The sequence below is a fragment of the Bacillus cereus group sp. MS39 genome (genome assembly GCF_040448665.1).
Classification (GTDB): domain Bacteria; phylum Bacillota; class Bacilli; order Bacillales; family Bacillaceae_G; genus Bacillus_A; species Bacillus_A wiedmannii.
The window spans coordinates 589,177-603,244 of the sequence record NZ_CP123058.1 but is presented as its reverse complement, the minus strand read 5'-3'; the positions used below and the strand labels follow the sequence as shown (position 1 = coordinate 603,244).

Genomic DNA, 14,068 nt, shown 5'->3' with positions numbered 1-14,068 from the left:
GCATCACTGCATAGTTTTTAGAAATCCCTTTACTATTGTATCAAACTTTTCCGGTTGTTCCACATGAATTGCATGGCCAGCACCATCAATTTTGACAAATTTCGCGTCAGAGACGCATTTTTCGATGTTTTTTAATATGCGAAAGAACTTTTCATCATGCTCCCCATTCATTAAAAGAACAGGTATTTTTAAGTTTTGCAGCTCGTTCCACCATGAAGGCTGAGCCCCTGTTCCCATGCCGCGCAAGCTATTTGCAATTCCTTTTGGATTGTTAGCAAGTCTTTCTTTTCGCACTGCTTCTTGTACGTTTTGTGCTAAACGTTTTTGCGTTTCAAACAGCGGAATATTTTCCCACATCGTTACAAAACTATTGATGCCTTCTCGCTCAATTTTATCGGCAAGTCGCTCATCTTTTTCACAGCGTTCTTTTCTAGCCTCTTCACTTTCAAGCCCAGCTGTACAATTTTCTAATAAAAGAGAATGTACATACTCTGGATATAGACATGCCATCGTAATCGCCAGTCTACCGCCCATTGAATAGCCGAGTATGTGCGCTTTTTCAATATGAAGGTAATCTAGTAGTTCTTTCATTTGCAATGCTACATTTCGAATATCATAATGAGTCACATCTTCAGGACTTTCCGTTTTTCCGTGTCCAACAAGATCCACTACAATAACTTGAAACTGCTCACTCCATGAAGAGATAAAAGGACGCCACGTTTCTATGCTTCCCGTAAAACCATGAAGAAGTAGAAGTGGTTCCCCGCTTCCGACTACTTCATATTCATACGATACACCTTGCAATGTTACTTTCATTTTGATTCACCTTGCAACGATGTAGTAATTACGTCCATCGCTTTTGCCCATAATGTACGGTGTAATGTTAAGTTTTCATCACGATTCGTACAAATTTCCACAACGTGTAAACCGTCTGTCGTCGTTCCTTTTTGTACCTCTTCTCGGAACTGCTCCCAGCCGTTTACACGGCTAAATGAACCGCCGTACATTTTAACAACATGCTCGTAATCAAGTCCAATTGGCGTTCCAAATAATGATTCGAAATGTTCCTTTTTCTCATACTGTGGTAAGAATGAAAAAATACCACCACCGTCATTATTTACAACGACAATTGTTATATTTAATTCATGTAATTTTGCGGCTAATAATCCGTTTAAATCGTGATAAAATGATAAATCACCGATCACTAATACGAGCGGATCGCAAATAATGCTCGCTCCTAAAGCTGTCGAAATGATTCCGTCAATCCCATTTACACCGCGGTTTGCCATCACTTGAATATTTTTATCCGATGTGAAGAAGAATGAATCTGTATCACGAATTGGCATACTATTACTTGCAAATAACGTTGCCCCTTCTGGTAATACGCGGACGATATCCGTAATGACTTTCCCTTCAAATGCCGTTTCATATGTTTCCATTTCACGAAGCGTTTCCTTCGTTTTTTCGTTTATATGTTTCCACATTCCGAACCAATCATTCTTTTTCATAACTGGCATTTTTTCTATTAGTGCACTGCAAAATGCAATATCACTTGCCTGTACAACTTCTGTCGCAACGAGAGCTGGGTCTCTCCATTGGCCAGATTCTTCAACAACGATATGAATGGCTTTCGTCTGTTTTTTAATGAACTGCGTTAATGCTTTCGAAACAGGCATACCACCAAAGCGAATTATAACTTCTGGCTTCCACGTTTCTTTTAACAATTCATTTCGTAGAAATGTATCGTAACAGTCGATTATCATCGTTTTATCGTGATGTCCGCTACGAATGTTAGAAAGTGGATCCGCTAATATTGGATATCCCGTTTTTTCAGCTAGTTCTGCCGCAAACGCTGCGATTTCTGAATGACTATCATCTCCACAAATAATAAGCCCCTTTTCCATATGTGAAAGGCGCCCTACAAGAGAATCTACATATTCACTCGGCATCATCACGTTCCCTTGCTGAACTACTCCTGTATATTCCCCGCGTCCTTTATCCCATAAACTTTCTAATGAGAAATCTGGGATAAGCGGCTCGCGAACTGGAAAATTAAGATGAACAGGTCCTTGCGGCGCTAAAAGTGCGCTTGCTATCGTGCGCTGCGTCGTCATGCGAGCATAATGATACATCGCTTCACTCGCTTCTGGAAGTGCCATCTCTGTAAATTGCTTCACAAATGTACCGTATAAATTGAATTGATTCATCGCTTGTGGTGCACCAACATCTCTTAATTCATGCGGTCTATCTGCCGTTAAGACGATAAGCGGCACTCGTGAATGAAAAGCTTCACATACAGCTGGATAGTAGTTCGCTGCTGCCGTTCCTGACGTACATAATAATGCAACAGGGCGTTTTTTTGCTTTTGCGATACCGAGTGCAAAAAATCCCGCTGATCTTTCATCTACATGTAAATATGTGTTCATTCCTTCATGTTGTTCCATTAGTAGAGCAATCGGTGTTGACCGTGAGCCTGGACTAATGACAACATCACATACATTTAGACGCGTCAGTTCATCCACGAACGCGCCTAAATAATATGATAATGCTTCTATATGATTGTTCATTTCATTAATTCCTCCAAAGCACCAAGCATCGGTCTAAACTTCAAGCTTGTTTCTTCATATTCAAGTTGCGGTACTGAATCAATTACAATCCCGCACCCGGCAAATAAGGATGCTTTTGCGCCATTTAATAATCCGCAGCGAAGTGCAACCGCAAATTCACCATTTCCTTCATCATCTATCCAGCCAATCGGTGCACCATATAACCCTCTGTCTAACAATTCAACATCACGAATCAGTTTCATCGCTTCCAAACGAGGTGTCCCGCCAAGAGCTGGTGTTGGGTGTAATTCTTCTACCATTGTTAAAAGACTCGCATCGCCTTTTGCCTCTACAGGCGTATATAAATGAATTAAGTTTTTCGTTGTTAATAAGCCCGGACTTTCCGGAATATTAACGGATTCGCAGTGCTCATTTAGTACTCCTCGAATCATGTTCACAACATAACCGTGTTCAGCTAAATTCTTTTCATCATGAAGAAGCGCATTACTATTTCGTTTACTTTCTTCTATAGATTGACCATGACCAGTTGAACCAGCAAGACACATCGACGTAAACTTCTCATCTTCTTTGCGAATTAATCTCTCTGGCGTCGCTCCTAAGAAGCATGCTCCTTTATAATCAAAAGAAAATACGTAACAATCTGGTTGCCCAATGCGAAGCGCTTCTAAAACAAGAGCAGAATCAATATGATGATTCATTTCTACTTTTAGCTCCCTTGCTAATACAACCTTCTGCACGTTCCCCTGCTTCATCTCATCTTGCACTTTCTCAATGGCCTTCATCCAGCCTTTCGGATCTACTTCTACTTTAGAAGTAACTGTTAATTTCGATCCTTCTAGTGCACATTTACTCTCCCCAAAAATTTTCTCTTCTAAAGAAACAATTTCGTTATAAAGAGTTTCTGCACAATCAGTTGCTGAAACGAATGTATTCATTGTTAACCATGCTTTTTCATTTTTTACAGTTAATAAAAATGCTGGTAGTGAAAATGTCGTATCATCAAATTCTTTCCATAAGTCGGTTTTCTCTTTTTCTCGGTCAAATGAAAATCCACCAAATAAAAGAGGACCTGTTCCAAATTCGTATCTTTCTCTTTGTACAAATGCTTTCTCTTTTACTTTATCCCACTCGTCACGAGCCGTTTGAAAGCGTTTGTGAGAAGAAGTTGCTATAGTGAAAACAGAGCCAATTCCAGCAAATATTACATGCTGAGCTGGGTCTGCAAAATAACATCTATTTTCGAATGCAATCCTTTTTCCTGCTGCATAAAACAGAAGCGGATCCATCCAGTCTATTTGTTTTACGAAGCTCACTAATATTTTTTCATCAGTTGCACGCTTAATGGCTGCACTCAAAACTTCTTGCAAGCCTATTTGTTTCGTTTGAATCACAATTGTCTCCCCCCTATGGGCGAAAAATAGTCATAATTACGCTTGATTTTAAGATACACCTCAAACGAAAGGCCTGTCAACGTTTAGCATTTCTGAGAAATTCACCTTCTCCTCCTAGAAAATAAACGTTGACACTAAATGATGCTTTTTCTACACTTAGTTGTGTACAATATGTGACCAAAGGAGGATTCAACATGGAAATGAACGTCGAAACGAATTCCTCTCCTACGGCGCCAAAGCCAAGTAAGCAAACAGGCTGGCGCATTTGGTGGAGTTTACTACGTCCCCATACATTAACAGCAGCTTTCGTTCCTGTTTTCATCGGAACAGCCTATGCGATGCAGGTCGGAGGTATAAATCAAATACATCTCCCTCTTTTTCTTATGATGCTTCTCGCTTGTCTTCTCATTCAAGCAGCAACAAACATGTTTAATGAATACTTTGATTATAAAAGAGGACTCGATCACGAAGGATCAGTTGGTATCGGCGGCGCTATCGTTCGCGATGGCATTCAGCCGAAAACGGTGCTTAACTTAGCATTTGGATTTTTTGGGATCGCAATACTATTAGGTGTTTATATTTGTATGAATTCTAGCTGGTGGCTTGCTGCAATCGGTCTTGTTTGTATGGCCGTTGCCTACCTTTATACAGGCGGCCCACTTCCAATTGCCTATACACCATTTGGAGAGTTAACAGCCGGATTATTTATGGGTGTTATTATTATTGGGATTTCATTCTTTATTCAAACTGGAACTGTAACATCAGAAGTCATTTTATTATCTATTCCAAGCTCCATTTTAATTGGTGCCATTTTACTAGCTAATAACATTCGTGACTTAGATGGCGATAAAGAAAACGGTCGTAAAACATTAGCAATTCTCGTTGGACGTGAAAGAGCCGTTGGTGTACTCGCTTCTATGTTCATCGTTTCTTATATTTGGACAATCGCTCTAATTATCGTGAACATCGTATCACCGTGGATGCTTATCGTATTTTTAAGTGCACCGAAAGCATTGAAAGCGACGAAAGGCTTTGTTGGTAAAAGCATTCCAATGGAAATGGTACCTGCGATGATTGCAACAGCGAAAACAAATACAATCTTCGGTCTCCTCATGGGAATCGGATTATTGCTTGGATATTTCCTCTAAAAGGAGCTGCTTATGCAGCTCTTTTTTCATATACCAATTTCAGCTCATAATTCCTCCTCTCGACGCTCATACTATGTAAAGAAACTGAATTGTAGGAAGGTGGACGACTATGTTAACTCCACAACAAATAAATCAATTTAAATCTATTTTAGAAAAACAACAGCAAGAAGTTGAACAAACAATACAAACTCATGAGAATACAGATCGTGCTTCTGAACGCGATTCTGTTGGAGAATTATCTAGCTATGACAATCATCCAGGTGATATGGCTACAGAATTGTACGAACGTGAGAAAGATTTCGGGCTCATCGAATTTTGGCATAAGCAGCTAGAAGATACGAAACATGCCCTGCAAAAAATTGAAGCAGGTACGTATGGAATTTGCGAAGTATCTGGCGAAGAAATTCCGTTTGAAAGATTAGAGGCAATGCCAACCGCTACAACATGTATTCAGCACACGACAAATAAATTAAATATGAACACGCGACCAGTTGAAGAAGAGGTGTTGGCTCCTTCTTTTCACAAGCACGACGAAGATCATTCTGTAGAATACGATGCTGAAGATGCATGGCAAGATGTCGCAAATTATGGGACATCAGAAACACCGTCCGATTTAGAAAGACAAGATTCCAAAAACTATAATGGCATGTACGTAAATAGTGAAGAAAATGTTGGGTATGTAGAGGATTTCGAAAATTTTATAGGAACAGACATGTATGGCAAAAATCCTCAAGTTTTCGCCACAGAAGAACATGAAGAGTATGAACAAATGCTTGATGACTTTGAAGAGCGTACTTTCAAAGGCGAGTTATCTTCAAATGAATCTAGCTCCAAAGAATAAAAAAAGCATTCCGAAATTCGGAATGCTTTTTATCGCTAGCTAATTAGTTTTTTGTAACGTTAGCTGCTTGTGGTCCGCGGTTTCCTTCAACGATTTCGAAAGAAACTTCTTGACCTTCTTCTAAAGTTTTGAAGCCGTCGCCTTGGATAGCTGAGAAATGTACGAATACGTCTTCTCCGCCTTCAACTTCGATGAAGCCAAAACCTTTTTCGCCGTTAAACCATTTAACTTTACCTGTTTGCATGTCATGTACCTCCTAAATAAAAATGAAACTATGAATCCACATGAAAAGGTGGATATAAAGGACATGAATGTATAACAAGCTTACAGCCTTTAATACAACGTGCTTTATTTCCGTACCACATTATGTAGCTCAATAGTTCTTTCACTATATCATGCTATGTCAAAAACGTCAAATGAGAACACTTTCAATCCATCGTTTTTTATAATCCTAGTATAACCTTAAATTTTCATTCTATTTTTATTCAAAAATTAACAAATCTACAGTATTCTAATTCCTTTGATTTCTGTACAATATAATTACTACATATGATGAGGTGAAAAAATGCAAGCACATGAAATCGAGTATAAATTATATGGCGATGATATGCAGTTTGTTGAAATTGAATTAGATCCAGAAGAAAGCGTTATCGCAGAGGCTGGCGCAATGATGATGATGGAAGATCATATCGAAATGGAAACCATTTTCGGTGATGGTTCTGGCCCATCTAGTGGTCTATTCGGTAAATTAATGGGCGCTGGTAAGCGTCTTGTTACAGGTGAAAGTATGTTTATGACTGTCTTTACAAATACAGGTCATGGCAAGCGCCACGTATCATTCGCCGCTCCTTATCCAGGAAAAATCATCCCTGTTGATTTAACACAATATCAAGGGAAAGTCGTTTGTCAAAAAGACGCGTTTCTTTGTGCAGCAAAGGGCGTTTCTATCGGAATTGAGTTTACGAAAAAAATTGGAACTGGTTTCTTCGGTGGTGAAGGTTTCATCATGCAGAAACTTGAAGGTGATGGACTCGCTTTCATGCATGCAGGAGGAACTGTATATAAGCGTGAATTAAAACCTGGCGAAAGACTTCGCATCGATACAGGTTGTCTCGTTGCCATGACAAAAGACGTTAACTACGATATCGAGTTCGTTGGAAAAGTAAAAACAGCTCTATTTGGCGGCGAAGGTTTATTCTTCGCAACGTTAGAAGGTCCTGGAACGGTTTGGATTCAGTCCTTAACACTTAGCCGTTTAGCAGCACGCCTTACAAGCCCAGCAGCTCAAAACAGCGGTGAAGGCAGCGTTTTAGGCGGACTTGGACGTTTATTAGATGGAAAAGAGTAAACAGTGCCCTTATGGGGTGCTGTTTTATTTTGGCATGATTCGTCCATAAGTCACTATAATTTCATCCACTAATTTAAATACGCGATACAAACTATTTGCCCCCTCCAAAAGAATGAATCAAGTCCCTCACTGCATATATTGAACTATACCTTTTCTTAAGGAGGGCTTCCTTAATGCGTACTCCTTTATCCTTCGATAAAGATACCGCCATATTGTTAGCTTCTTGTTGTGAGTTAACGTATGAACAATATAAACAAAATGGGATTTTCGAAATACCAGATGGTTTTCAATATGTACAAGGCTTTCAAGGAAAAACCATTCAAACGACAGATTGGTTTGGATTCATACTAGAATCTGAGGATACGATTATTGTAGCTTTTCGCGGGACACAAACAGATACCGAATGGATTATCGATTCACTCGTCAATCAAAAACCATATCCATATGCTTTAAATAGCGGAAATGTCCATAACGGCTTTCTTTCTATTTATGAATCTTGCCGAGATTCTATTATGGATATGCTCGTATCATTACCAGCCCATAAAAAACTTCTTGCAACAGGTCATAGCTTAGGCGGCGCGCTCGCTACACTACATATACTAGATGCGCGTATCAACACCGCCTTCGCACAGTACGGTCTTTATACATTTGCCTCTCCAAAAGTCGGAGATATTGCATTTCGCAATTATTATAAACTACAAGTAGCTAGTAGCTTTCGCTTCGTTAATCTATTTGATGTCGTTCCTCTTCTCCCTCCGCGTAATGTCCATTTTAATGACCAAGACTGGGAATATGCACACGTTCATCACAATATGACTTTTACAAAAAACACAAAATCCATTACAAATAATCATGCCATGACAACATACAAAACATGTCTGACTTCTCATTTTTAACCAGGTAATGATTGGAAACTCTATATCCTTATACTATAATAATATATGAAGTTATTTTTGGATGAGGGGACCTTACATGCTAAAATTTATCTTTGCACTTTTTCTCATTGTAATTTTTTCGTTTACAGGTTTCTTTACATTTTCATACTTTGCGACAGGAGAATACGATGGAACAGGTATCATATATACCGCCATCCCATTTCTTTCTTAAGCAAAAAAAGAAAACCGAGCTTAATGAGATTAAGCTCGGTTTTTCAAGTGATTATATTCCTCTTTTAAAAGTGAATACACTTTAGCATCCCTATACGTATTATCCATTTTTACACTTTGTCTCAATATGCCTTCATATACCATTTTCAATTTTTGCATCACACGTTCAGAAGCTATATTCTCTGCGTCACATCTTCCTTCCATACGGTTTATATTCAGCTCCTGAAAGCCTATTTCAATGAGTTCTTCTAAAGCTTCCACAATAAGTCCTTTACCCCAATACGCTGGGCTAATTACAGCTCCAATCGATGCACTATTATGTGGCATGAGCCATATTCCACATGTCCCAATCACTTTTTGAGTATCCTTCAGCATAATAGACCATATAAGAGCCTTACCTTCTCGTATCGTTGCAAGCATATTTTCTACTAAACTATGCGTTTCCTCTTTCATTTTATGCACTTCCCGGGGTACATATATAGCTGCTTCTGGATTTGAATACACTTCAAACAAATCATCTACATGCGAATACTGTATCTTCGTTAATAGTAATCTATCTGTTTTTAAATTCAGTTCCTCACACATATCTCCCATACATCATTTCCCCCACTTCAACTTAATAAAGAAAAGTCCCTTCAAAAGGGACTTTCACTTAATACTGTGTAACCGCATTACCAATACTCCAAATCTCATTACTATACTGTAAAATCGTTCGATCACTCGCAAAATGACCAGACTGTGCAATATTTAAAATCGACATTTCTAACCACTTCGTTCGGTTTTCATACGCTCTACCGACAGCTTCTTGCCTTTCCGCATATGGACCAAAATCTCGCAGAACGAAGTATTCATCATTTTGAATTACGAGAGAATCATAAATCGCTTCAAATTCAGCTCCCGAATGTGCAAAGAAACCATTCGTTAACTGATCTACTACTTTTTTAATATGCATATTGTGGTGATAATAATCACTTGCACGATATCCACCATTTTGATAGTAATGAAGAACCTCTTCCGCTGTTAGGCCAAAAATGAAACAGTTATCATCACCGACCCGGTCTTTTATTTCAACATTAGCTCCGTCTAACGTTCCGAGTGTAATCGCACCATTCATCATAAATTTCATATTCCCTGTTCCTGATGCTTCTTTACTCGCAGTTGAAATTTGCTCACTCACATCCGCAGCTGGGAATATATCTTCCGCTAAAGACACTCGATAGTTTTCTAGAAAGATAACTTTCATATATTGACTCACATACGGATCATTATTCACTTTCCTTGCGAGTTCATTGATTAATTTAATAATTTTTTTCGCATAGTAATAGCCAGGTGATGCTTTCGCTCCAAAGATAAACGTACGCGGATAAAATGTAAAACTAGCATCCTCTTTCAAACGGTTATACAAATATAAAATATGAAGAACGTTTAATAGTTGTCGTTTGTAAGCATGTAGTCTTTTTACTTGCACATCAAAAATAGAATTAGGATCAATTGTAATCCCCATTTTATTATAAATACGCTCCGCTAAAATCTCTTTACGCTCTTGTTTTACCTCTGCAAATTTCTCTTGGAAACTCGCATCGTATTGAACTGTTTGCAGCGCTTGAAGCTTAATCGGTTCTTTCTTCCACTCTGTTCCAATCGCCTCTGAAATAAGGTTCGTCAGCTGCGGATTCGCCTTCATTAACCAACGTCTATGAGCGATTCCATTCGTTTTATTATTAAACTTATCTGGATAAAACTCATAAAACAGTCGCATTTCACGTTGCTTTAAAATTTCCGTATGAATTTTTGCTACACCATTTACGCTATGGCTACCGACAATTGCTAAATGAGCCATTTTCACAAGATCATGCGCAATAATCGCCATCTCTTCAATACGATGCCATTCATATGGATAACGTTCCCAAAGTTCATGACAGAAACGTTCATTAATCTCTTCAATAATCATATAAATTCTCGGTAATAACGGTTTAAAAATGTGAATTGGCCACTTCTCAAGCGCTTCTGATAACGTCGTATGATTTGTATAAGAAATCGTTTGCGATGTTATATGCCAAGCTTCTTCCCATGCTAGTTTTTCTTCATCTAATAAAATACGCATTAGTTCTGGAATCGCCAAAACTGGATGTGTATCATTAATATGAATCGCAATTTTCTCATGTAATTGACGAAGGTCACCATATCTTTCTCTATGCAAACGAACGATATTTTGCAAGCTTGCTGATACGAGGAAATATTGTTGCTTCAAACGAAGTATTTTCCCCTCATCATGCGTATCATCTGGATATAAAAACTCCGATACCGCCTCTGTTTCACGCTTATATTTCAAAATATCTTTGCAATTTTGCGGGAAAGGAACTGGTTCAGCATTCCAAAGTCTGAGTGTATTTACAGTACTCGTCTCGTAACCTACTACTGGAACGTCATATGGTACTGCCATAATCACTTCTGCATTCGTATGCCTAAACTCTAAACGCCCATCAATGTATAGCGGTTCAACATTGCCGAAATAACTTACTTCTACAGCTTGATCATGCCTTCTTACTTCCCATACGTTTTCATGAAGAAGCCACTGCTCTGGAAATTCAACTTGATAACCATCAACAATTTTTTGATCAAATAAACCGTGTTTGTAACGAATTCCACAGCCATGACCTGGTAAGTTTAAAGATGCAAGTGAATCAAGGAAACAGGCTGCTAATCGTCCAAGTCCACCATTTCCAAGACCAGCATCTGCTTCCACCTCTTCTAACTGTTGTAAAGAAATCCCAAGCTCAGAAAGTCCTTGCTCACATACATCCCTGATGCCTAAATTTAATATGTTACTTCCAAGCAAACGCCCAAGTAAAAACTCAATGGATAAGTAATACATTTGCTTTTGCTCTCCAGACCGATAACTTTCATTCGTTGCAATCCATTGACTATTCATATACTCACGTACCATGTACCCAAGCGTATTGTATTGATCACGAGTTGTAGAGTCTTTAAAACTTTTACCATACATCGTCTCTAACTTTTCTAGAAAAGCTGATTTGAAACTTTCAACATGAGTAAACATTTCTTCACCACCTACATGTTATTCCATGAGACTTTTATACAATTTCTTATAGGCAAGAGCTGATTTCTCCCAGCTATAATCTTCAGTCATCGCTTGTTTTACAAGCTGCTCCCATACCGGTTTATCATGATAAAATTCAATCGCACGAAGAACCGTGTGCAACATGTCATGCGCATTAAAGTTCGTGAAACTGAAACCATTTCCTTCTCCAGTTTCTTCGTCATAAGATTGTACAGTATCATTTAATCCGCCTGTCTCTCTTACAATCGGAATTGTACCGTACGCTAATGCGATAAGTTGTCCAAGTCCACACGGTTCAAATAGTGATGGCATTAAGAATAAATCACTTCCCGCATACACTTGATGGGCTAGTTCTTCATTAAATCCGATATACACTTTTACCTTCTCAGGATACTCGTATGCCATCCACTCAAAGAATTGTTCATATTCAGAATCACCTGATCCTAAAATAATACATTGCACATCTTCCTCCATTATTTCGCGGAATACAGTACGTACTAAATCAAGACCTTTTTGCTTCGTTAATCTCGTTACCATCGAAATAATTGGTGTATCTTCTTTTTCTGGCAAACCAAAATAACGCTGCAAGGCGCTTTTATTTTCATTCTTTTCCTCTAATGACTCTGCATCATACTGAGCAGTAATATACGAATCTGTTTCTGGATTATATACGCTCGTATCAATTCCATTTACGATGCCGCTAAGCTTACCATTATTTTTTCGTAACAACCCATCTAACTTCTCACCGAAAAACTCATATTGAATTTCCTCTTTGTATGTCGGGCTAACCGCTGTAATTTGATCAGAAGCGATAATTCCGCCCTTCATAAAGTTCACATTTCCATAAAACTCTAGCTGCTCACTATGAAAATATTCATCACCAAGTTCTAACAAGTCGTACATCACTTCAGGAGGAAATACACCTTGGAACTGCAAGTTATGAATCGTATACACCGTTTTAATATGCTCATATAATGGATTATCTTGATACTTTTCACGTAGTAAGAAATTCACCATAGCTGTATGCCAATCGTGGCTATGGAGAACATCCACTTCGAAATCAAGATGCGGAATACACTCTAAAACTGCTTTTGAAAAATAAGAAAAACGCTCTCCGTCATCATAATGACCATATAGAGAATCTCTCTTAAAATAATATTCATTATCTATTAAGTAATACGTAATCCCGTCTTGCTCACCTTTTAAAATTCCGCAATATTGATTTCTCCACCCAAGCGGGACGTTAATTACTTTATGTAACGTACATCCATCCCTTAATTTTTGCGGAATAAGACTATAATTTGGAAGTATAATGCGAACGTCCACACCTAATTTTTTCAGCTCTTTTGGGAGCGCACCTGCTACATCAGCTAATCCTCCCGATTTAACAAATGGTACACATTCTGATACTGCAAATAAAATATTCACTTGTTGTCCCACTGCACGAAAAGCTTATACGACTTCCCTTGCAGCTTCCTCCCTTCGAGTTTTCATTTGAATGAATGCTTTAATCAGTGGAGGAAAAACCCCCACTGATTCTTTTAAGAATAACTATTAATCGTACTGTTTTGAATGCTTCCTTTTTCTACAACATATGGCTCATCGGCGTTTCCTTTTAGTACTACACCGTCACCAATTTTCACGTCTTTATCAATAATAACACCGTCTATTATACAGTTATCTCCAATTTTGCTCTTTTGCATAATAATGCTATTACGAACAATTGAACCTTTTCCAATTTTAACAGAACGGGAGATAACACTATTTTCTACTTCTCCTTCAATAATACTGCCGTTTGCGATCATTGTATTTTTCACGGCTGCACCCTTCAGGTAACGAGTTGGTGGTTCATCTTTTACTTTCGTAAAGATCGGTGCTTCTTTCTTAAATAATTGCTTCCAAATAGCAGGTTGCAAAATTTCTAAGCTATGTTTATAGTAACTTTCAATCGAATCAATAATAGCTACATATCCTGTATGCTCATACGTAGCAATATGCAGTGATTTTCCGCGCTTTTCTCTCACTACATCAAATAAACTGTATTGCTCCACATCTTTATATGTCTCAAATAAATCTAACAATAATTGTTTCTTTAACACGTATGTTTGAAGCGAAACCCCTTCATGGCAAACTTCAGTAATATCAGCTGCCGTATGTATATGTCGCTCTAACACCGCTTGAAAATTTAATGCTGTTACGAGATGGCTATTCGTAATAACAACGTATTCTTCTCTAGCTCTTAAAAAATAATCAATATGTCTTCTAAAATGTGCAAAAGACCCAAATTCATCTTGGTCACATTGGCAATTTGGCGGGAATAAAAACAGTCCGTCTCTTTTTCTATCTAAATCCCACTGTTTTCCTGATCCAACATGGTCCATTAGTGAACGGTTTTTATGACTTGTAAAAACCGCTACACTATGAATATTAGAATTCACCATATTTGAAAGCATGAAATCAATGAGTCGATAACGGCCCCCAAATGGTAACGCCGCTAATGAACGATGCCCTGTTACTTTCTTTAAGGAAGGAAAACTTCCCGTTGCATTAATAATTCCTAACATTTTTTCTCCCATTCATTTCAT

At 38.3% G+C, this 14,068-nt stretch carries 13 protein-coding genes; 5 read left to right on the top strand and 8 right to left on the bottom strand.

What is annotated here, in order from left to right; genetic code table 11:
* Positions 1-3 precede the first annotated feature (3 nt).
* From menH to QEP67_RS03035, 3 genes are read right to left on the bottom strand one after another with little or no spacing between them, the layout of a single operon-like run.
* Positions 4-816 carry a 2-succinyl-6-hydroxy-2,4-cyclohexadiene-1-carboxylate synthase gene (gene menH / locus QEP67_RS03045; RefSeq protein WP_000869206.1) on the bottom strand — a complete coding sequence of 271 codons (813 nt, stop codon included), beginning with the start codon at positions 814-816 and terminating at the stop codon, positions 4-6.
* Positions 813-2,567, bottom strand: a complete 1,755-nt coding sequence (gene menD / locus QEP67_RS03040) for a 2-succinyl-5-enolpyruvyl-6-hydroxy-3-cyclohexene-1-carboxylic-acid synthase (RefSeq protein WP_001059223.1) — start codon at positions 2,565-2,567, stop codon at positions 813-815. The genes menH and menD overlap by 4 nt, the downstream gene beginning before the upstream one ends.
* A complete protein-coding gene (locus QEP67_RS03035; protein ID WP_000616719.1) occupies positions 2,564-3,958 on the bottom strand; it encodes an isochorismate synthase in 1,395 nt (464 codons plus the stop codon). The genes menD and QEP67_RS03035 overlap by 4 nt, the downstream gene beginning before the upstream one ends.
* A gap of 194 nt (positions 3,959-4,152) precedes the next feature.
* Between QEP67_RS03035 and QEP67_RS03030 the strand changes: the two genes are divergently transcribed.
* Both QEP67_RS03030 and QEP67_RS03025 read left to right on the top strand, forming a co-directional pair.
* Positions 4,153-5,106, top strand: coding sequence for a 1,4-dihydroxy-2-naphthoate polyprenyltransferase (locus QEP67_RS03030; RefSeq protein WP_000425756.1), 954 nt, complete (start codon positions 4,153-4,155; stop codon positions 5,104-5,106).
* A gap of 109 nt (positions 5,107-5,215) precedes the next feature.
* Positions 5,216-5,947, top strand: coding sequence for a yteA family sporulation protein (locus QEP67_RS03025; protein ID WP_000957360.1), 732 nt, complete (start codon positions 5,216-5,218; stop codon positions 5,945-5,947).
* Between the two features lie 43 nt (positions 5,948-5,990).
* Here the strand turns inward: QEP67_RS03025 and cspD are convergent, their stop codons facing one another.
* Entirely contained in the window at positions 5,991-6,191 is a 201-nt protein-coding gene (gene cspD / locus QEP67_RS03020) for a cold-shock protein CspD (protein WP_001193052.1), read from the bottom strand.
* A 321-nt stretch (positions 6,192-6,512) separates the two neighbouring features.
* Between cspD and QEP67_RS03015 the strand changes: the two genes are divergently transcribed.
* From QEP67_RS03015 to QEP67_RS03005, 3 genes are all read left to right on the top strand, one after another.
* The gene (locus QEP67_RS03015; protein ID WP_001147830.1) at positions 6,513-7,295 is read left to right on the top strand and encodes a TIGR00266 family protein; all 783 of its coding nucleotides are present in this window, start codon (positions 6,513-6,515) and stop codon (positions 7,293-7,295) included.
* Between the two features lie 173 nt (positions 7,296-7,468).
* On the top strand, positions 7,469-8,191 hold the full coding sequence (locus QEP67_RS03010) for a lipase family protein (RefSeq protein ID WP_001260117.1): 723 nt from the start codon (positions 7,469-7,471) through the stop codon (positions 8,189-8,191).
* Between the two features lie 76 nt (positions 8,192-8,267).
* Positions 8,268-8,402 carry a hypothetical protein gene (locus QEP67_RS03005; protein WP_000911067.1) on the top strand — a complete coding sequence of 45 codons (135 nt, stop codon included), beginning with the start codon at positions 8,268-8,270 and terminating at the stop codon, positions 8,400-8,402.
* A gap of 29 nt (positions 8,403-8,431) precedes the next feature.
* Here QEP67_RS03005 and QEP67_RS03000 read toward each other — a convergent pair whose 3' ends face one another.
* The 4 genes from QEP67_RS03000 to glgD all read right to left on the bottom strand — a co-directional run bounded on the left by QEP67_RS03000 (position 8,432) and on the right by glgD (position 14,059).
* Entirely contained in the window at positions 8,432-8,995 is a 564-nt protein-coding gene (locus QEP67_RS03000; protein WP_000502676.1) for a GNAT family protein, read from the bottom strand.
* A 58-nt stretch (positions 8,996-9,053) separates the two neighbouring features.
* The gene (gene glgP, locus QEP67_RS02995) at positions 9,054-11,462 is read right to left on the bottom strand and encodes a glycogen phosphorylase (RefSeq protein ID WP_000494074.1); all 2,409 of its coding nucleotides are present in this window, start codon (positions 11,460-11,462) and stop codon (positions 9,054-9,056) included.
* A gap of 18 nt (positions 11,463-11,480) precedes the next feature.
* Entirely contained in the window at positions 11,481-12,911 is a 1,431-nt protein-coding gene (gene glgA, locus QEP67_RS02990; RefSeq protein ID WP_002107519.1) for a glycogen synthase GlgA, read from the bottom strand.
* A gap of 113 nt (positions 12,912-13,024) precedes the next feature.
* Positions 13,025-14,059 carry a glucose-1-phosphate adenylyltransferase subunit GlgD gene (gene glgD / locus QEP67_RS02985; protein WP_000504142.1) on the bottom strand — a complete coding sequence of 345 codons (1,035 nt, stop codon included), beginning with the start codon at positions 14,057-14,059 and terminating at the stop codon, positions 13,025-13,027.
* Positions 14,060-14,068: the final 9 nt, after the last annotated feature.